This window comes from Microcoleus sp. B5-D4, from assembly GCF_036705145.1.
In the GTDB taxonomy this organism is placed as follows: domain Bacteria; phylum Cyanobacteriota; class Cyanobacteriia; order Cyanobacteriales; family Microcoleaceae; genus Microcoleus.
The window spans coordinates 1-19,546 of record NZ_JAUBTV010000055.1; the positions used below are offsets into that span (position 1 = coordinate 1).

Below are 19,546 nucleotides of genomic sequence, written 5' to 3' on the forward strand. Positions count from 1 at the left end.
ATCTCTTGTTTCATCTGTAGAAAAAATTCTTAAAGAATTTGGAGATAATTATGTAATTAATTTTGCTTAACTACTTACGCTCTGGTTGCAGTTCTGTGGCTCATTCCCGATCGTCGTATTGAAAAGGCGTTGAACTCATAAAGTTCCATGTTCGATGCAACAAAAACTAGCTAACAAGCCCTCTGCACCAAAACGAATATAGGTTGTTGGTCACAGACAAAGGCGATCTGCGTCCGGTGAGCAGGAACGTTATGCCGCTTATGGATGTACTCAATCATCCTGGCATTTTACGCCCCCAGGTGCGGGGAATCTACCCACAAAGATTGAAACAGGAGAAACAGAATGATACTGCAAGATAAAGTGGCGTTAGTTACAGGAGGCGCATTGGGAATTGGTCGAGCAACAGCGATCGCCTTCGGTGCTGCTGGAGCCAAAGTTGTCTTCTCGGACATACGCAGTGTAGAAGGTGAAGAAACCGCTGATTTGATTCGTGAGACTGGAGCGGAATGCTTGTTCGTGAAATCAGATGTATCGAATGAGGCGGATGTTCGGGAATTGGTGCAAGACGATCGCAATCTACGGCAAACTGGATTGTGCCTTTAACAATGCTGGCATCGATCTTGTTGTGACACCGTTGCATGAACAATCGATCGAGGATTTTGACAAGATCCTGTCGGTCAATGCACGAGGGCTATTCTTGTGTATGAAATACGAAATTCAGCAGATACTAACCCAAGGCGTAGGCGCGATCGTGAACAATTCGTCCACCAATGGTCTTGTTGCGCTGCCAGGAATCTCTCCCTACGTTGCCAGCAAACACGCGGTGATGGGGCTGACACGCACTGCCGCACTTGACTATGCCAAACAGGGCATTCAGATTAATGCTGTTAATCCCGGTTCCCTTGCGACTGATCTAATGGCTCGTAGCGCTGACCAGATAGGCATAACGTTCGATGATCTTGGGTCTATGGTTCCGATCGGTCGGATCGGTCAGGCAACGGAAATTGCTCAAGCGGTTGTGTTTCTTTGCTCTGATGCTCCCAGCTATATCACGGGACAACCCAAGCGTGATCGATGGTGGATATAGCAAAACCATTTGATTTGTAAACAATCGATTCAATGATCACAAGCGTTTCAGGTGGTTCTACATTCATGACTCAAATAGACTTGCTATATACAGCAAATTGATTGAAACAGTTCTATCTAGAACATGAAACTATAGCCCTCTACACACAAGGATATGGCGATGCGTAGACTCGTGAGTTCACCAGATGCCGTTGGCAACCTCACCTTTCAAGACACTGAAGTTCCTACTCCGAAGGCTAACGAGTGCTTGATTCGCGTCAAGGCATTTTCGATGAATCGGGGCGAACTTAAGCGATCGCAAAATGATCCACTGGGTACTCCAATTGGCTGGGATATCGTTGGCGTTGTTGAACAAACAGCACAGGACGGCAGTGGTCCACCCACAGGGACAAAAATTGTTGCCCTCTCTATCCGCTCGGAGGGCTGGGCAGAATATGTAGCAATTTCGACTCGCTTTCTGGCTATCATTCCCCAGGGCGTATCACATACCGATGCCGCCACACTGCCCGTCGCGGGGTTAACAGCACTGTATGCAGTGGAAAAGGGATCTCGTTTACTAGGAAGTCGGGTGCTGATCACAGGGGCAACAGGGGGAGTGGGACTCTTCGCCATGCAGTTTGCTCGGATGATGGGAGCCAGCGTCGTTGCCCAAATTCGTCAGTCAGCGCAAGAAGCATTTGTGCGAGATTACGGCGCAGATGAAGTGGTGGTGACCGAGACTGGGCAAGAAGCCGAGCAGTTCGCGCCTTATCGACTGATTGTCGATGGAGTAGGAGGTGAATTGGTCGGGAAGCTAACTGCGTTTTTGGCTCAAGGAGGCACCTGCGTTTGTTATGGCAGTAGCAGCGGCAACGAGATGAAGCTGTCCCTGGCAGACTTCTATTCCGAGAATGGAGGGCAGCGCACGCTTTACGGGTTCACACTGTACACCGAAGTAGAGATGGAAAGCGCTAGTTCTGGGCTGGCTCGTCTGCTGAGGTTAGTTGAGCAGGGGCGGCTCAAAACGCATATTGATCGAGCAGTTTCGTGGCGTGAAGCAGACGTAACGTCGGCTGATTTGATCGGGCGCAGATTTTCAGGTAAGGCTGTGCTGCATGTGGACTAATTGTTGTTCATCGGCTGAGTCATGGCAGCCACCTCGGAATAGATTATCGCTGAGCTTTATTTACAAAGAATGAAACAATTTACCTTGTTTACTTTCCTGTATCTGGCGCTGGGAGTTTGTCTAACAGCGATCGCACTTGGATACCCAAACCTGCCTTCGGATCTTCAAAGAAGCTTGTTCAGCAGTGCAGGAGCCTCCTACATTGCTTGTCTCCTCAGCACCTTCCCATTTTGGCGCGAGACGACGATCCGCTTCTATCGCAGACGGAATTCACTGGTCATTCTACCCTGGTTGGTGATTGGAGTGAACATTGTTGGGAGGATCTGGGAGGTTCAGAGTCAGAACTGGACGATGGAAGCCATTTTAGGAGCGTTTTCGCGATATAGGTGTCTTACTGTTTGTAGAACTCATTGTGATTACATGGAAAGTGAATTCTGAACATTAGGGTCTAAATCGGCCGAAACAAACTCGTTTCAGCAACGCGAGATAGAGCAAATATACTACACAAGGAACGCCATGAATAAGCCCAAGTTTTTTGTTACCCCTGGTTATGGGGAATACATGCTGAATGAATTGCATTACTCGCAAGCGGTAAAAATTGGCGATCGAGTAGAGATATCAGGTCAAGGTGGCTGGGATGACAATCTGCAAATTCCCGAAGCGCTTGCGGATGAGATTGCCCAGGCGTTTCGGAATGTAGAGCGAACCTTGGCAACTGCTGGTGCGGGTTGGGAGCATGTTGTCCACGTCAATTCTTACCATGTTGGCGGGTTTCCCCCGGAGGTTAACGAAGTGATGGTCAGGTTATATCGCCATTACATGCCCAACCATGCCCCAATTTGGACACAGGTAGGAGTCGCAGCTCTTGGGCTGCCAACGATGCGGATTGAAATCCGTGTTACTGCAATTGTTCCGTGAATTTTGCACAAGCGGCAACGGGGTGATTCGGCGGCTAAGAAAGACGCACCGATCGGGAAACCGCTCTCGCTTCGTTAAAGCATCTACTTGAACAGAGGAGAAATTCAGATGTCAGACAAAAATAAAGCAATCTTAGAAGCGGCAAACGCGGCGATCGCTCAGGGCAACTATGAAGAATTTTTGTCGTTCTGCACGGACGACACGCAATGGACATTGGTAGGCGACAAGACCCTTCAAGGGAAGGAAGCCGTTCGCCAATGGATGGCAACGGAGTATGTGGAACCGCCTTTGAATATCGTTGCGAAATTGATCGCTGAGGGGGATTTCGTCACGGCACTCGGCGACCTCACAATCAAGGACGAAGAGGGGAAGACGGCTCATTACTCGTACTGCGATGTCTGGTGCTTTCGCGGCGGCCAGATGGTCGAATTAAAGGCTTTCGTGATCAAAACCAAGGTCAAGGATGAAAGCAGCAACGCGGCATAAAAGGAATCGATTATCATGAAAATTTTTTCTCATCACCTGCGAGAACGAAACTTGAAACCCACATTCCGCACCCTCAACTTGCACACACAGTTGGGGTGCTAATGGAGAGTAGATCGGTTTGTTAAATTTGAGTATAAATACTCAAAAAGCCGTGTCACGATCGCGGATGCGGGTCAATTCTGAAAAATACCCCTCTTCTGTCACTCTGGGAAAATAAAAGTGAGAGCCAAATTTTAACTGTAGATAGAGCGGGGATTTGAGCGTTTATTTTCTAACAGAATGGCCCAAATCAAGATTTTTGATAAAAGTCTTATGGGCGTTGCTGAATCACGGTATGAAAATAGATAAGTTGGAAATTCCGAAGATGTTCTGACGCGCTTGTTTCATTTTGTGGAGAGTGAGTCGTTCATACCATAAATCAGCAACGCCTAACTGCTTATCAATTTATTCAACAAGCTCTCTCTATTGATGGCTCCATTTTTTACCGTAGTTGAGCAATTACCACTTTTACGATGGGCTATCGAGGTAAAATTCAAGGGTAACGCTAAAATAGGCTTATGCAAATAAAATGACTGAGTAATGGTTATGGTTGTCGAGTTTTTGAATATAATAGATTCTACACCAACTACCACGCCTCGGCTTTCGCCGACGCTAAACGATGTCTACCGAAACATTAGTTAACTGGCTGGAAAAAAATACCGAATTAGGTATATTATCCCACGATATTTTACAGGCGATCGCGCGTGAAATGGAAATGGCAACTTTTCCCCCCGGGTTTCGAGTGGTAATTGAAGATACGCCTGTCACTAATCTCTATATTTTAGAACGGGGACAAGCCGATCGCTACCGCCGCAAACAACCGGGATTAATGTGGGCGAGCAGTTTGTTGCCGGGGGCGATCGTGAATTTATCTGCCCTCCAGCACTCGCAACCTGCCGATAGTCGAATTATAACTCGGACAGAATGTCAATTTTGGGTAATTACTACCCATCGCTGGCACAATTTGCTAAAAAGATATCCACGCATTACCGAAGCCTACGCTCAACGCTTGGCAGCGAAATTAGAGCAGTTAGAAGCAGAAATTGCCTACGAACGCGAGCGTCAAAATGCCCTCCGCAGCTATCTAGTACCCAAGGCGAGACGGGGAGTAATTGGCAATAGTCGTTATGCAGTGAAATTGCGCCAACAAATTCGCACGGCATCGAGTGACAGCCGATCGGTATTAATCTCTGGCGAACCTGGTTTAGAAAAGGATAATTTAGCTGCTTTAATTCATTTCGGTTCCCATCGCCGCAACGAGCCAATTATTCAAATTAAAAGTGCTTTACTTCAGAGCAATGGAGCGGAATTATTTGGGCGGTTGGGCGGCAAGCCGGGGCTGTTGGAATGGTTGGGAGAAGGGACGTTAATTTTAAATGATTTGCAAGAATTACCCTCTCAATTATGTCCCCAAATTCAGCAATTATTAACCGATGGAACCTATACGCTAGTTGTCAAAGAAGGACAAATACCGCCACCACCACGTTCAAGTAATGCGCGGATAATTTTAATCTCAGAAATTGTCCAGCCCCACCTGGATAACCTGACGCAACATAAAATTAAAGTTCCATCATTGCGGGTGCGAAAATCAGATTTAGAAGCACAGGTTAACTATTACCTTAACCTCATTTGTCGTAAAAAGAAATTAGTCAAGCCCCAAGTCACGCCGGAAGCAATTCGCCGCTTGCAAGCCTACGATTTTCCAGGAAACTTGCAGGAACTGCAAGGAATGGTCGATCGCGCCTTAGTTCAAGCACAGGGGAATCAGGTATTAACGGAAGAAGTGTTTTGGGCCCAGGCAGCGAAGAAACAAAAGTTTCGGCTGAATTTATTAAATATTTATCCTAAATTTCGGCAATTTTTACGGAGCGATTGGTATCCCGATCGCGTGAATTATTGGTTTACTACCTGGGTGTTTGCATTGGTAGTAATTATCCTGTTTGTTGCTCCCCAAGATCGACAACATAATTTTGCCCTAAATATCTTTTGGGCGTGGTGGTGGCCGTTAATTTTATTATTATTCCCCATCGTCGGGCGGTTATGGTGTGCTTTTTGCCCTTTTATGATTTATGGGGAAATCGTCCAAAAACTATCGCTAAGAATTTTCCCTCGAACTCTCAATAAATGGCCGCGACAACAAGCCGAAAAATGGGGTGGTTGGGTTCTATTTGGGCTATTTACTCTGATATTTCTGTGGGAAGAGTTGTGGGATTTAGAAAATACCGCCTATTTATCCAGTTGTTTGTTGTTGCTCATCACCGCCGGAGCGGTAATTTTTTCCCTAATCTTCGAGAGGCGATTTTGGTGTCGTTATTTATGCCCGATCGGGGGAATGAATGGATTATTTGCTAAACTATCAATTATCGAACTTCGCGCCCAACAAGGAACCTGCGCGGCGGAATGCAGCACCTACCAATGTTACAAAGGCGGCCCCGGCTTGGGGGAAGGATTAACTACTAATGGCTGTCCGGTTTATTCCCATCCCGCCCAATTAACCGATAATAAAGATTGCGTGTTGTGCATGACTTGCTTGAAAGCTTGTCCGCATCGATCAGTAGAATTAAATCTGCGCCCTCCCGGCATCGAATTATGGACTACCCACGTTCCTCACAGTTATGAAGTTGCCCTGTTATTTCTCTTATTAGGCGGTATTTATCTGCATCGCTTGCCCGAGATAAATAGTTTGTTGGGCCTGGGCATCAATTTAGAGCAATTTTTACCTCATTTAGGACTGTCGCTCGCAGTGTTAATTATCCCGCCGATGATTCCCCTAATTGCCTACGCAATCATGCAAGCAGTTTATCGATTGGGACAAGCAGAAACCATGCCATTTACAACTTACAAACCCCTCTCATTTGTCTCTCTCGCCTACGGCTATTTACCCTTAGTCTGGGGCGGTAGTTTGGCTCACTATTGGCGATTGGGTTTACAGGAAGGGGGTCGGGTAATTCCCGTAACTTTTGCCACTTTCGGACGAATTAGAGATGATTTACCGAGTTTTATTGGCGATCCAGCGGTGATTAGTTTCTTGCAAGGTTTCACTTTAATTGTATCATTATTAGTCACAATACTGGTGACTCAAAAAATTGCCAAGCGCTCAATTAAATCTTTGATTCCACAACATTTAGCGAGTTTGTGCCTGATGGTGAGTTTGTGGTATGCGATCGTAGGAACCTGAAAGTGGCTATGCGCGATATATTACTTTTAGTTTTAATTTTTTAGGTTTTACCGAACTTAGGATGTAAAACTAACCAGCAAAATGCCAATGTAATACCAAATTCGAGTTAGCCATTCCCGTTATGATGGCGATTGAGCGCATAAGGCGCTTAACTGCCATCTGTGTGTTTATCGCAAGGGAGGAATCATACCATTTTTTTAAAGATGTGATAGACTTATGTAAGAAGTAAAGGAGCCAATGAAAATGTCTGGTCGCCCCAACATAAAAATTACCGAATCTGTAGAATATTTGCAAATAATTCTTAAGAAACAAACAAGAATCCTTGCCTACAATAAAGTACAAATGCTTTATTTATTCCAATCGAAACAAGTATCAACTGTGCGAGAAGTAGCAGCAGTTTTAGGTAAAGGTGAGGCAACAATTCATCGCTGGCTCTTTCAATACAAACAAGGCGGTCTAGAAAATTTATTAAAAAATCGGCAGGTTTTTGGTCGCCCAAAAAAGTTCTCAGTTGAAGTAGGCGCTTTATTGCAACAAGAATTTAGAGATCCTGAAGGATTTCGCAGTTACCAAGAAGTTCGGTTATGGCTCTGGTTAATCAAAGGAATAGCCAGTAGTTATTCGGCTGTATATTCTTTAACTAAAGGTGAATTAAAAAGTAAATTAAAAATTCCGAGACCTCGAAGTATCTCTCAAAAAGCTACGGCAATTAATGACTTCAAAAATAGCTTGCACTACCAAATAAAAGCTTTGCTGGAGACAGCTTCACCTCAAGTAAACAAATATAAAAAAGTCAAGTTTTGGTGCAGCGATGAAACTCGATTAGGCTTGCATACAATTCGGAGGCGAAAGCTAACGCTTTTTGGCGTAAAGCCTATGGGGAAGCACCAATGGAAATTTGAGTGCTTTTGGCTATACGGGGCTGTATCGATTTCTACTGGCAAAAGTTTTTTTTGGGAGTTTTCACATTTAGATAAAGTTTGTTTTGAAGCATATTTGCAACTTTTGTCAATACAATATCCCGATGAATTACACATCATTCAAGTCGATAATGCACCCGCTCATAATTTAGACTCATCTGACTTACCAGACAATATTATTTTACTGTTTCAACCTCCGGCTTGTCCCGAAGTAAATCCCACAGAGAGAGTGTGGGAATATCTCAAAGATTTCTTAGCTTGGTCGGTGTTTAGTAATCTTGATGAACTTCGCACAAAAGTTCAGGAAATTTTAGCATCTTTCACCGATCGCGTCATTGGATTTCTCACCGGATGGTCTTGGATTTTACAGGCTTTATCTCTATCACATCTTTAAAAAAATGGTATCAGGAGTCTCCCGAACCCTCCAAACTGTTTGACTAAAGGTGAGGCGGAATGCTGCAGGCTCCCGGCCGACAAAAACAGGTGGCTTTTATTGGTATTGCTTAATCGGGGTATGAAAAAAAATTAGTTGAAGCTCCCGAAGCTTTGTGGATACTGGTTTCTATAACTTGCATATTTAGCTTTTCATACCGTAAATCAGCAACGCCAGTCTTATGCTCTAAGCATCCCGGATTATTTTCTGCCGAAAGTGACAGAAGAGGGATACAGCAGATTCCAGGCAAATAAAGTACACCTTAATCCCAAGCACTTACCAAACTGGTTGACAAACCCTTGCAACCGTACTCCATAAACCTGGAAATTGCTGTATCCCTCTTCTGTCACTCTGGGAAATTAAAAATGAGACCAAAATTTTCAACTGTAGATATATCAAGGATTTGAGCATTTATTTTCTAACAGAATGGCCCAAATCAAGGTTTTTGGTAAAAGTCTTATGCTATAACCATCCCAGATTATTTTCTGCCGAAAGTAACAAAAGAGGGGTATCCCTCTTTTGTCACTTTGGGAAATTAAAAATGAGAACCAAATTTTCAACTGTAGGTTTATCAAGGATTTGAGCATTTATTTTCCAACAGAATGGCCCAAATCAAGGTTTTTGGTAAAAGTCTTATGCTATAACCATCCCAGATTATTTTCTGCCGAAAGTGACAAAAGAGAGGTATGTAGTAAATCGTACAGAAGTAAGCTTTCTAATATCTTAAGCTTCAGCGGTATTTCGCATACAGGATTATGCACACTATACAAGAACTATCGTGCAATTCTGCGTTTGTATTGCCTCGAAACTGCACCTTTAGTGAAACTGATTGGAAAACCCTTGCGCCGTTTTGGTATCCGATCGCGTTCTCGCATGAAGTCACGGATCGACCGTTTGCCGCAAAGCTGCTCGATGAACGTCGAGTGCTGTTTCGACTTTCCGATAGCTCAACTGTTGCAGCACGGGATTTGTGTTTGCATCGCGGTGCTCCTCTGAGTTTGGGATGGGTTGAGAACGATGAACTCCAATGCAAATATCACGGCGCCGGCTACGACAAAAGCGGTCAATGCACCCGTATTCCCGCTCAACCCGATGCCGCAATTCCCGCTCGGCTGAAATTGACGACCTACGCTGTCACCGAACGCTATGGTTTAGTGTGGGTAAGGCTGGTGGATAACGGTTCGGTGCATTTTCCATACTTTCAGGAATGGAACGATCCAGACTATATTCAGGTTCTGCCAGCCAGCGTGGCTCACGAAGCTGCAGCAGGTCGTCAAGTCGAAGGCTTTCTGGATGTGAGTCATTTTACGTTTGTTCACACCGAATCCTTTGGCGAGGGCGAAAATCCAGAAGTGCCAGATTATCCCGTTGAGCGACTACCGCACGGGTTTCGCGCTGATGATGTCAGCACTGTGAGCAACTATCCGCACAATCTAAAGCATCTGAGTCCGCCTGGGTTTAAGTAGCGTCGATTGTTTGAAGTGTGGCTGCCGTTCACAGCGAAGTTAAGCGTTACCTTTGGGAACGGGCAGTTACACATCCTGAATGCTGCCTGTCCGGTTTGGGCCCGCACAACGCGCTTGGGTAGTGCTGAGAGGCCGCAATTTTGACAAATATGCACCGCTGCAAGACACGCTGGACTTTAACCATCAAGTGTTTGGCGAAGATAAGGACATTGTTGAAGAACAGTATCCCCAAGATTTACCGATCACGCTGCAAGATGAAGTCCACATTGCCGAGGATAAAAGCTCGATCGCCTATCGCAAAGGATTGGCGGCATTGGGTCTAGGACAATCGTTTACCGCCTAACTCCTATCTCAATTAAATTTCGGATATCCAAACCATGAGCGCTGATTTAGAATTTCAAAAACCAATTCCACCAAAGCAATCCTACACAGGTTGGCAAGCAGCACTGGCAGAGTTCTTTGAGTTTGATTTCTACAGAACCAATTTCAGAACAGAGACGCTCGCGGGTATCACCACGTTCATGACGATGGGATACATCTTAGTCGTCAATCCAATTATTCTGTCAAACGCGATTTTTCTACAACAACCTGGAGATTTGTTTTCGCAATTGGCTGTAGCAACCGCTGTGGCGTCGGCAGTTGGAACCTTCTGCATGGCAATTTTAGCCAACTACCCGTTCGGGCTCGCGCCTGGAATGGGAACGAATGCCTTTTTTGCTTTTTCAGTTGTAATCGGACTGAAAATCGATTGGCGGTTGGCGCTGTCATGCGTGTTTGTTCAGGGATTAATTTTTATGCTTCTGACGTTGACAGATGTACGTAAGTTATTGATCGCGGCAATTCCAAAGTCGCTCAAGCACGCAACCGCAGGTGGGATTGGCTTGTTTATTGCCTACATCGGGATGTCAGGAGATGTTGTTAATGGGGGGGCCGGATTGATTGTGGCAAATCCCGCCACAAAAACGGCGTTTGGCAGCTTAGCAGAACCGAACACGCTACTGGCTGTGGCGGGTTTAGCGATTACAGCCGGATTGGTGGTGCGGCGCGTCAGAGGTGCGTTACTATTTGGAATTTTTGGAACTGCTATTTGGGCTTGGCTGTTCAAGGTTTCACCCCCACCTCAAGGATTTTTTGCGCTGCCGGAACTGCCAAAAGACATTTTTGGTCAAGCATTTCTGGGAATTGCTAATCTGAACTCGGAGAATTTTATTGACTGGATTGCAGTGCTATTTGTGTTTCTGTTTGTTGATATTTTTGACACCATCGGGACGTTAACGGGTGTCGGAATGCGGGCTGGTTATATCGGACCTGATGGCGAGCTGCCGCGTGCCAATAAAGCACTGATGGCAGATGCCATTGGCAACACAATCGGTCCGATATTCGGTACGTCGAGCGTGACGGCTTATGTTGAATCGGTCGCAGGCGTTGCCGAAGGCGGTCGAACTGGATTTACCGCTTTAGTTGTGGCAGGATTATTTGCGTTGTCGCTGTTTTTCATTCCGGTGTTTAAAGCGATTCCGGCTTTTGCAACGACGCCGACGCTGGTAATTGTTGGCGCGATGATGTTAGCTGAGGTGAAAGAAATTCCCTGGGATGATATGTCGGAAGTGATTCCAGCATTTCTAACGATTTTCCTGACTCCATTAACGTATTCAATCGCGGAAGGGTTGTCGATCGGATTTATTGCCTATCCGATTGTGAAAACCTGCCAAGGTAGAGCCAAGGAAGTGTCTGGGGGAACTTGGATCGTGGCGGGCATCTTCGTGATTCGGTTCATCTTTATGTCGCTGCGGTTTCATCATTCAGCAGCCTGAGCCGGCTCAGGCGAGATCCAACTGCTAGGTTTGAATCACTTATATCAAGTTCGATCTCCCTGATATCTTGCAGCAATGTCAATCAGGGAATTTTTCGTGGGGTCGGGCGGGTTTATCCTCCCCAACTTTCCATCACTTTAATTTCTACCTCGCAAGGAATCGGAGAGAGAAATTTATTCCCGGCTCTCACCATACATTTTTTAAGCATTGCTTTAACGGGCTTTACTTCTTCGATAGGACACTCTATTAAAATTTCATCGTGAACCACACAAATCAGTTTAGCATCCGTGCAGCTTAGAGGTGAAAAAATGAGAGCAAGAGCGAGTTTAGTAATGTCAGCGCTCATTCCTTGAATTGGGTTATTTAGCATCTCATTAAGCAACGGTTTAGTATCTTTTGACCATAATCTCCTTCTGCCTAAGACAGTCCGACTCTCTCGAATACCTCGGCTCCAGGCGCTCCGAACTTTGCCGTGAAATTGTTTGATACCTGTATAGGATTCAAAGAACTTCTTACGAAAGTGTGAAGCTTGTTGCAGCGTTAAAGTGACTCCATGCTCTGCTTGAGCCATATTCTTAAATTTCTGTGTTCCCATGCCATAAATTAAACCGAAGTTAATAATTTTACCGAGCTGTCTGTCTTCGACAGTAATTTTAGATAAAGGTTTTGCTAGCACCAAAGAAGCGGTCAGAGAGTGCAAATCTTCCCCTTTGGAGTAAGCTTTCACCATCGTGCGATCGCCCGAAACCTTCGCCATGATCCGCAGTTCAATCTGGCTGTAATCGGCTTTGAGCAGGACGTAACCGGGTACAGCTTTAAAACACTGTCGGGTTTCCTTATCTCTGGGGATATTCGTTAAATTTGGCTCTCGACAACTAAACCGTCCTGATCTAGCACCAATCTGAAACCAATTGGGATGAATGCGCCCTGTAATCGGGTGAATGCGTTCAGGTAAACCCAGAGTAAAAGTATCGATACGAGCCGATAAACTGCGGTATTCTAACAGTGCTTGAATAACGGGATACTCGCCTTGCAAAGGAATTAAATGTTGAGAGCTAGTGGAAGTAACAGGAATACCTTTTTCTTGCAAAGCCGCTAAGACTTGCTTGGGAGAGCGAGGATTAATTGTATCCGTAAATTCGGGCAGCAGAGAGATTTGTTGATTAGGGTTAGGTCGATGGAGTTGTGAAGTAATTTGTTTTAAAAGAGAGTCACGTTGATAACAGAGCTTGACTCCCAAAACTTTCCACTGTTCTCTATCTAAAAGCATTCCGTTGAGTTCCATAGAAGCCACCGCAGGCAGACAAGCAAACTCTAGTAAAGCAGTTTTCCAAAGCTTAGAAGCTTTCAGTTTTTGTTGCAGAGCAGCAGCCAGCGGGAGTAAGATTGCAGCATCGGTAGCAGCATATTGGAGTTGAGCGAGTGTTAAGTTTCCCGACCAATCGCTAACTTGCTGCGTTTTGTCTAGCTTTACTTTCAACAAATTCTCAGTGACAGCATCTAGGGACAAATGGCGTTTTAGTCCAGCCGTCAGCACTCGGTAAGCCAAATAGGTATCGAAAAAGGGTTTGGATGGTTCCAGTCCGGCAAAAGCGAGCATTTGCCATTCAAATTTGAGGTTGTGACCTACCTTCAGTGCAGGACTCGCTAAGAGCAAGCGTAATGGTTCGAGGGAACTCGGTTCAATGGTCCATAAATCTACAATGATTACTGGATGGTCAGGAATGGCAAGTTGTAACAATCTAATTTTGGCTTTGTAGGGGTCAAGCCCTGTCGTTTCGCAGTCTATACCGATGATTTTTGCTTGTTGGAATGGTTGAAGGGCTGTTTCAAGATTGAAAGCAGTATCGATCAGTTGATAAGGAGTTTTAAGTGTAACTTGCAACTGAGCTATTTTAAGTTTGTCTGGACTCAAAACAGTTGGGATAGCGGTTGATTGTTTCTGCTCTTTGAGTGGATTAGGTTTCATAATTAGTTCCGTTTATAAAAAAGTGAAAGAATATCGTTGTGTCAATAATGCACAAAATTTAACTATTTTTAAGGAGTTTTCGACATTAGGTAGCTTGAGGATGATGGGTTTTATTTGGGAAGTATACGAGTTATAAGTCTGTTTTTTGTAAATCAATTTAAGTCCTGAACTTTAGGAATAAGGTAAGAGACATAAAGGATGGCGGTTGGTCGAAAAAAACCAGCCAACCCTGGTTTTGATTGAAAATAGTTGCCAACTTTAGAGCTGGCAACAGTTGTTTTGACTATCCCAAGTGCGGCCTAAAAGGTCGCAGCCTGGTTTGCCATCTGGAATCTTTTTACAAACGGCTGCGTTAGCGTCTGTACGATTAGCTTTTGAAAAAGATTTTTAGAGGGAGGTGAGTTGGAAAATATTGCTTGAATTGAAATTTAAAAATTATGACATATAACAATACTCCGGACAGTTTTGGGAACGATACTACAAGCTTACGCGGGGCAGGGAGCATAAAAAAGTCGAATTAAATGTAAGTCAGGGGTGGAGCTGACATTGATTTAATTATCCACAGTGGCTCAAAGTCAAGCGAGCATAAGCCATTGGGCCATATAAAAACTGTCCGGACTATTGATATAATGTAGTTGTCACAATAATTAGGTTTGGCAATTGAATCGCCCTATCCAGCTTCTTCGAGTTCGAGATCGACAGGTAGTTAATGCTATCCTGACATCCGTTACTGAGAAGCATTTAGAAGATGCGACAACCCTGTGGCAACCAACGCTTCGAGGGAGTGGAGAAGAAGATGAATACTGGAATTGGGTTAGTAAAAGCTATAGAACTCAGTTTTTACCAGGAGATGAACTATATGCCATTGAGTGTGATGGCATAACTCAGGGTTTAATGACTATCGATATTTTAAAAAAACGCTGCTATATTGAGTCTCAATTGAGACGAAGATTGGTGTACGTCAAAGCCTTAGCAACGGCTCCCTGGAATCGACCAGCTATTAGCAATCCTCCCACTTATAAAGGAGTAGGTGGAACTCTAATAGATTTTGCGATCGCTCGTAGTGAGGAACTAGGATACCAAGGAAGGATAGGCTTCCACGCACTGCCTGGTGCGCTAGTATTTTATAGAAAGTTGAAAGTGGGGCTGCTAGACTGCGGTCCAGATCCTGAAGAACCCGACAATCTTAATTACTTTGAAACATTAAGGAAAGACAAATGAGTAACTCAATTCCCTCCCAGCCCCAATCCACAATAGATGATACAACCAGTTATCCGCGCTTGATGGAACTGATAGAAGCAGAAGATGCAGCTAATGGAGAAGTTGGCTGCGGTCGGAATTTGGGTAATAAACCTTCACTTTATCTAAAAACCTGCGGTATCAATATCTCTGATGAAAAGCTAAGAAATTTGTTAAGGGAGTATTTAGGTCATTTATTGATGGAGCTAGATTTTGACTCAATCATCAACCAGGTGAGTCATTTCGTAGAGTCATTAGTCGTGCAGGAACACACTCAATTAGAGCAGACAAGACCAGCATTAATGCTCTTAGAATCAGTTTTTGAGCAAATTCCTGCGAAAGAACTCAAACAATGTATTGAGTCAGAATTGGGGGAGTTTTGTTCGGAAACTGCGATCGAGCAAATTGTTCATTACACTGGTCAAGTGATTTACTATTCACTTCTCCAACCTCGACATAAGTGGCCCAAACCTATTTGGGTACTAAGTGCTCTTGAGAAGGTGTATATTGCTCAGGCATCTAGTTTAGATGCAGCAATTGCCCAAGTTAAAGCACAATATTCCCACGAAACCGGAGAGCTGCAAGTAATAAAAGTCGGAGGTGTTCTCGCACCAAACCAAGTGATTTGCTTGGACTTAATGAACAAATTTTAAATAAAAAATGGGGAAGGAATTTGGTAGCTTTAAACGTACCCCAACCTGCGTCATATCCCCTCTCTTAAGCATGGGTATTCTTTAGCTTTTAGTTCCTACTCTCTCTTAAAAGACATTTTTACAGGTTTCATAGCATTGCCCAGTGCTGAGAGCCGTTAGGTAACTTTCATAGAGCTGCCCCCTCCATGTGGAGGGGGTAATTTTTACTGAACAAAATCGCTCATAGGAATGAAGTTGCAGGAACTCGATGCGATTTAAATTGGAATTGTTCACCACATGAACTCATAAAAACCATGCATAATTCATCGATTGAACCTAATTCTGGCTATAACAACTCCGGTTACGAAGCGGAACCCGATTTGACTGTCGGTTACTCGTCATCTAAAGAAGTTCGTCAAGGTAATTTTGACAACGCTTACCAAGAAAATGTGTATGACTTGTCCAACCTAGCAGATACTCCTTGGACAGATTCAGCAGTCCGCCCGAATCCACAGCTTGAGCTGGAGCTTGATTAAAGAAAAAAGCGAAGATGGAGAAATGCAGTCCAGGACGCACTATCAACCTAAAAAAAACAGTTTCTCGTTCTCATGTTCAACCTAGAATGACGGAATTACATAGAAAGAGCGGGTTTTTGGGTAATTCTTAAAATGGAGAGGAAAAGAGGGAAAGAGAAAGAGAGGGAGAGAGGAAGAGAGGGGGAGAGGGAGATTTAGCTGATGGCTAATTTCTGCAATACTGCTCTATTTTTCGTAAGGTTTTAAAAACCGTTTAAAGTTTTTCCAAATTAGAAAGAATAGAGCAGCTTTTTTTACCTAATTTGAGTTAACATCAATAGGATTCCCATGAACAGTCCAAAGCAGTTAAAAAAAATAAGCCAGGTAGGCTCGGCTTTAATAGCTGCCAGTACACTCTGCCTAATTTTTGCTTTCATCTGCATTACTTTCTTAAGCTTTCCATCAATTGCTAGCGCTAGTTCCTTACCTACTAAAATTTGGGAAAAAGAACAATCAAGAGTTTTGCTGCCCGATTGGAGCCAGATTACCTTCAATTCCCTGCCAGCCGTTGCTAGTTCTGGAAGTTCTGGCGGTCGAAGCTGGCAAGCCGGCACTTCTGTTGACAACATCTTGAAGCTGGGGGACATTAACGATGTAAAACCTGAAATTCTTTCTTTGCAAGCAATTGAACAATTGGCATTAGGGGATATCAATTTAGAGAATATCAGCTTGTCAGCATTTCCCTTAGCTGGTAAGCAAACTGTCGGTCACTTAGCTGAAATTGTTCCGAATCTTAGCCAATTTCAATTGAGCGATGTTCCTCCAATTGCTACTTTATCTTCTCAAATAGCCGGAGTGAACTCTAACATCAACCATTTACCAATTGGTCAAGCTGTAAAACAAGTACCGCAACTAGCGCAGGCAAAACTTAACCAAATTGACCTATCTGAGTTTGCGCTCGCCCAAATTCCCAATCTTAATAGCGTAAATTTAGAACAGTTCTCTGGGTGGTCAGAGGAACTCATCAGCAATATTCCGCTACTCAGTCAAGTCCCGCTTTCTAATTTTCCGGTTCCTATTGCGTCTATTGGCAGCACAATCATGCGAATTGACATGATTTACAGTCGGTACGAAAGCAAGCGCAATAACACAATTTCCGGTTCTGATGTAGAAGGATTTGCGGTAGCCTGCGAGAAAGATTGCGCTTATATCGAACTCGACGACATGGAAAACGCCGGTCGCCGCGCCACAGGGCCACTAGAAGGCAAGCAGTGGATTAGCGGCAAATATCAGGAAGTGCGAGGTGGTTCTGGCTGTTTGACCGGTTGGGAACCGACGGGCCGGCATCCTTTTGGGGAAGTGTTTAAAGTAGTGGTAATGGAACCGTCAGAAACCAGCGATACTGTTGACACGGCTCTGTACTTCAGGTTTAGTTTGCCCTGCGGCAAATCGCCTTACATTATTGGCCCGATTCCGTTTCTCAGTTACAGCGTTAATTCGCCTATGTTTGTCGGTCGATTGGAGGGCGGTTCTTCTAACAGTATTTCGCGTTCAAAAGGCGTCGCATCTGAAACAAAACCTTCAAAGCCGCTGAGTTCCAATCAAGCTAAAGAAAACACTTTACCAACTCAGCCTGTACCTGAATCGAAGCGAGAGTGCGCGCGCCCCGCGACTTACGTTAGCGGTGTGGATGTGGCTTCATTAGGGGAGGCGTTAGCGAAACTTTCTGAAGGAATCTCCAATTGGGAAAATACAGCCAGTGCCGACTACGAAGCCATTGGCGAGATGGTTTGTACCGAAGGATCTCGCAACTGCGGGCGGGCGATCGGTCGCTATCAGTTGATGAGTTACCGGGAAGACGTGCAGCGTGCTGTCAGCTCAATTCCAGGGGCGGCTAACTTTATCCTGAACGTCAACAAAGGTCAAAAACCTACAAGAGAGGAACTCTTCCAATATTTTCCTCCTGCTGTTCAGGATAAAGTCTTGCAAAATTCTCTAGCTGAGAACTTAGTCAGCAGCCAACAGGAAATTGACCCTAAAACTGGGCAGGTGTTCAAGGGCGATCGCTTAATTGAGCGAGTAGCACAGAAACACTTTGGGGGTTCTGGCAGTAAAATTGATGCCAGCTATTCCAACATTTTAGGTGGCTACTCTCTCAAACAGTACGGGGAAAAAGTTCGAGAGCTTTATAACCACAATACCAGCGACAATTGCCAAGCTAATTCTGGTGACAGCAATGGCATCAGCAACTCGGTCGGCTCCGGCATTACTTTAAATGCTAGTTGGAGTATTAAGGTGGCGCTGTTCATTAGCTCTTTTTTGGTGGGAACGTGGTTTTTAATTCGACTGTTTCACAAGCGAAAGCAGCAAATTTTTCTGATGCTAATCGCTTTGGGGCTAGCTGTTACTCTTGGCACGGCTGTGCTCTCCCATTGAACAAAGGGAAAGGGGAAGTGGAAATGCAAGGTATTAACAAATATAGGACTTACGCAAGACAGCAAATTTTACAGTATTTGTGGCCAACTGCACCGAAGAACACCTACAAACACCTTACAAATAGTGTCTCTGCGTTCACGAGTGAACTATAACACAATACGGTTCAAGTAAGAACAATCTGACTTCCTTTCACAAGTCTGTATATCCTAAAAATTCGTGAAATGGAATTCGTCTGAAAGGGCTAACCCAAGCGTATTGGACTATAACAACTTTTTCGCTAACAGGACGTTTTTAAGTGCTTAAAACATGAATTTTCTTACGTTTCTGTTCTGATATCTATTCCGAAACCTGAATTTTATTGCATTTCTGTTCTGACATCTATTCCGGTGGCATCGGAATGATTAAACCACAGAGGACGCAGAGGACGCAGAGAAAGAAAAGAGAGAGATTAATAATTCCGATATCAACGGATTTGATATGACTTGTTCCTAAGTTGTTCTCGCTCTAAATTGCATAGTCGTTTTATATTCCGATAAGGAAGTCATTAAAATTGACTGTAAATTTTAGACATACAACAGCTTAATTAAGCAAAGAAATCTCTCTTTTCGTGTCTTTTTCTTCCGCTTTATTGTCCTTTTTTTTCTGTTGTTTTGTATAATTGGAGTAACAAATGGTTGAACAAAATCGAGTTAAGCAAAAAACAGCAGGCAGCCAAAAGATTGTAAAACCCCCGGTTTGGTTAAATCAACTTGGTTACTGGTTTCGCATTGGTTTGACAGTTTTTACCGCCCTGTCGCTATTATTGGGGACAGTTGCTTGCACGAATTCTAGTTCAGCAACAACCGCACCAGCTTCTTGGCAACAAGCTTTGCGAGTCACTCCAAAAGAAACTTTAACCCTAATCGTAAAGGAACACAGCAGCCTTCCAGAACTCAAAGTAGCGGCTGGGCAAAGTGCAGCGGCGGAAGCAATTAAGAGAATGCGAGTGTGGCAAGTTAATGGCTCGGTAGGACGGCTGAACCTTTATGATTTCAATAATTCCGCTCTGTGCGGTACAAAAGGCTGCCTTTATGTTGGCTACTTAATTCCTAATGATTCAAGTCAAATGCCAACAGAAGTATTTGCAGCTTATCTCGACCCCCATAAACCGCCGAAAACTCCTTTGTTTAAGGCTGACAGTTCCTCGCACGAGGGTTTGCCTTGTCTAGGAGTGAATCAGCTTTCCAAAGAAGGCCGCCGCCAGCTTCAATTTTGCTACGACGGCCTTACCTATCAACTTGCTGACAGCCAGCTTTTCAAAGATGGTTAGT

General features: G+C 44.3%; 16 protein-coding genes. 15 read left to right on the forward strand and 1 reads right to left on the reverse strand.

Annotated features, from left to right (window positions below):
- Positions 1–342 precede the first annotated feature (342 nt).
- The 10 genes from QUB10_RS22475 (at position 343) to QUB10_RS22520 (ending at position 11,445) form a co-directional block, all read left to right on the forward strand.
- Entirely contained in the window at positions 343–603 is a 261-nt protein-coding gene (locus QUB10_RS22475) for an SDR family NAD(P)-dependent oxidoreductase (RefSeq protein WP_333205496.1), read from the forward strand.
- The gene (locus QUB10_RS22480; protein ID WP_333205497.1) at positions 545–1,087 is read left to right on the forward strand and encodes an SDR family oxidoreductase; all 543 of its coding nucleotides are present in this window, start codon (positions 545–547) and stop codon (positions 1,085–1,087) included. The genes QUB10_RS22475 and QUB10_RS22480 overlap by 59 nt, the downstream gene beginning before the upstream one ends.
- 159 nt (positions 1,088–1,246) lie before the next feature.
- On the forward strand, positions 1,247–2,191 hold the full coding sequence (locus QUB10_RS22485; protein WP_333205498.1) for a zinc-binding dehydrogenase: 945 nt from the start codon (positions 1,247–1,249) through the stop codon (positions 2,189–2,191).
- Between the two features lie 561 nt (positions 2,192–2,752).
- Positions 2,753–3,109: a RidA family protein gene (locus QUB10_RS22490; RefSeq protein ID WP_333205499.1), complete on the forward strand. Its 357-nt coding sequence runs from the start codon at positions 2,753–2,755 to the stop codon at positions 3,107–3,109.
- A gap of 108 nt (positions 3,110–3,217) precedes the next feature.
- Entirely contained in the window at positions 3,218–3,595 is a 378-nt protein-coding gene (locus tag QUB10_RS22495) for a nuclear transport factor 2 family protein (protein ID WP_333205500.1), read from the forward strand.
- Between the two features lie 658 nt (positions 3,596–4,253).
- The gene (locus tag QUB10_RS22500; RefSeq protein WP_333205501.1) at positions 4,254–6,812 is read left to right on the forward strand and encodes a sigma 54-interacting transcriptional regulator; all 2,559 of its coding nucleotides are present in this window, start codon (positions 4,254–4,256) and stop codon (positions 6,810–6,812) included.
- Between the two features lie 243 nt (positions 6,813–7,055).
- A complete protein-coding gene (locus QUB10_RS22505) occupies positions 7,056–8,126 on the forward strand; it encodes an IS630 family transposase (RefSeq protein ID WP_333205502.1) in 1,071 nt (356 codons plus the stop codon).
- A gap of 794 nt (positions 8,127–8,920) precedes the next feature.
- Complete coding sequence (locus QUB10_RS22510) at positions 8,921–9,631, forward strand: Rieske 2Fe-2S domain-containing protein (protein ID WP_333205503.1); 711 nt, start codon at positions 8,921–8,923, stop codon at positions 9,629–9,631.
- A 79-nt stretch (positions 9,632–9,710) separates the two neighbouring features.
- The gene (locus QUB10_RS22515) at positions 9,711–9,974 is read left to right on the forward strand and encodes a hypothetical protein (protein ID WP_333205504.1); all 264 of its coding nucleotides are present in this window, start codon (positions 9,711–9,713) and stop codon (positions 9,972–9,974) included.
- 34 nt (positions 9,975–10,008) lie between these two features.
- Entirely contained in the window at positions 10,009–11,445 is a 1,437-nt protein-coding gene (locus QUB10_RS22520) for an NCS2 family permease (protein ID WP_333205505.1), read from the forward strand.
- 112 nt (positions 11,446–11,557) lie between these two features.
- On the opposite strand, the gene QUB10_RS22525 is transcribed toward QUB10_RS22520, so the two are convergent.
- Positions 11,558–13,414: a bifunctional 3'-5' exonuclease/DNA polymerase gene (locus QUB10_RS22525; RefSeq protein WP_333205506.1), complete on the reverse strand. Its 1,857-nt coding sequence runs from the start codon at positions 13,412–13,414 to the stop codon at positions 11,558–11,560.
- Between the two features lie 660 nt (positions 13,415–14,074).
- Here QUB10_RS22525 and QUB10_RS22530 point away from each other — a divergent pair.
- From QUB10_RS22530 to QUB10_RS22550, 5 genes are all read left to right on the forward strand, one after another.
- Positions 14,075–14,635: a hypothetical protein gene (locus QUB10_RS22530; protein ID WP_172186631.1), complete on the forward strand. Its 561-nt coding sequence runs from the start codon at positions 14,075–14,077 to the stop codon at positions 14,633–14,635.
- Positions 14,632–15,306, forward strand: a complete 675-nt coding sequence (locus QUB10_RS22535; RefSeq protein ID WP_333205507.1) for a hypothetical protein — start codon at positions 14,632–14,634, stop codon at positions 15,304–15,306. Before QUB10_RS22530 ends, QUB10_RS22535 begins: the two co-directional genes overlap by 4 nt.
- 293 nt (positions 15,307–15,599) lie before the next feature.
- On the forward strand, positions 15,600–15,821 hold the full coding sequence (locus QUB10_RS22540) for a hypothetical protein (RefSeq protein WP_333205508.1): 222 nt from the start codon (positions 15,600–15,602) through the stop codon (positions 15,819–15,821).
- Positions 15,822–16,148: 327 nt separating this feature from the next.
- Positions 16,149–18,236, forward strand: a complete 2,088-nt coding sequence (locus QUB10_RS22545) for a hypothetical protein (protein WP_333205509.1) — start codon at positions 16,149–16,151, stop codon at positions 18,234–18,236.
- Positions 18,237–18,906: 670 nt separating this feature from the next.
- Positions 18,907–19,545, forward strand: coding sequence for a hypothetical protein (locus QUB10_RS22550; RefSeq protein ID WP_333205510.1), 639 nt, complete (start codon positions 18,907–18,909; stop codon positions 19,543–19,545).
- The last annotated feature ends 1 nt before the right edge of the window (position 19,546 follow it).

Coding starts and splice junctions, on each gene's coding strand:
- QUB10_RS22490 (WP_333205499.1), top strand. CDS start 2,753: ATGCTGAATGAATTGCATTACTCGCAAGCGGTAAAAATTGGCGATCGA.
- QUB10_RS22485 (WP_333205498.1), top strand. CDS start 1,247: ATGCGTAGACTCGTGAGTTCACCAGATGCCGTTGGCAACCTCACCTTT.
- QUB10_RS22510 (WP_333205503.1), top strand. CDS start 8,921: ATGCACACTATACAAGAACTATCGTGCAATTCTGCGTTTGTATTGCCT.
- QUB10_RS22540 (WP_333205508.1), top strand. CDS start 15,600: ATGCATAATTCATCGATTGAACCTAATTCTGGCTATAACAACTCCGGT.
- QUB10_RS22500 (WP_333205501.1), top strand. CDS start 4,254: ATGTCTACCGAAACATTAGTTAACTGGCTGGAAAAAAATACCGAATTA.
- QUB10_RS22495 (WP_333205500.1), top strand. CDS start 3,218: ATGTCAGACAAAAATAAAGCAATCTTAGAAGCGGCAAACGCGGCGATC.
- QUB10_RS22550 (WP_333205510.1), top strand. CDS start 18,907: ATGGTTGAACAAAATCGAGTTAAGCAAAAAACAGCAGGCAGCCAAAAG.
- QUB10_RS22475 (WP_333205496.1), top strand. CDS start 343: ATGATACTGCAAGATAAAGTGGCGTTAGTTACAGGAGGCGCATTGGGA.
- QUB10_RS22535 (WP_333205507.1), top strand. CDS start 14,632: ATGAGTAACTCAATTCCCTCCCAGCCCCAATCCACAATAGATGATACA.
- QUB10_RS22515 (WP_333205504.1), top strand. CDS start 9,711: ATGCTGCCTGTCCGGTTTGGGCCCGCACAACGCGCTTGGGTAGTGCTG.
- QUB10_RS22505 (WP_333205502.1), top strand. CDS start 7,056: ATGTCTGGTCGCCCCAACATAAAAATTACCGAATCTGTAGAATATTTG.
- QUB10_RS22520 (WP_333205505.1), top strand. CDS start 10,009: ATGAGCGCTGATTTAGAATTTCAAAAACCAATTCCACCAAAGCAATCC.
- QUB10_RS22480 (WP_333205497.1), top strand. CDS start 545: ATGTTCGGGAATTGGTGCAAGACGATCGCAATCTACGGCAAACTGGAT.
- QUB10_RS22545 (WP_333205509.1), top strand. CDS start 16,149: ATGAACAGTCCAAAGCAGTTAAAAAAAATAAGCCAGGTAGGCTCGGCT.
- QUB10_RS22525 (WP_333205506.1), bottom strand. CDS start 13,414: ATGAAACCTAATCCACTCAAAGAGCAGAAACAATCAACCGCTATCCCA.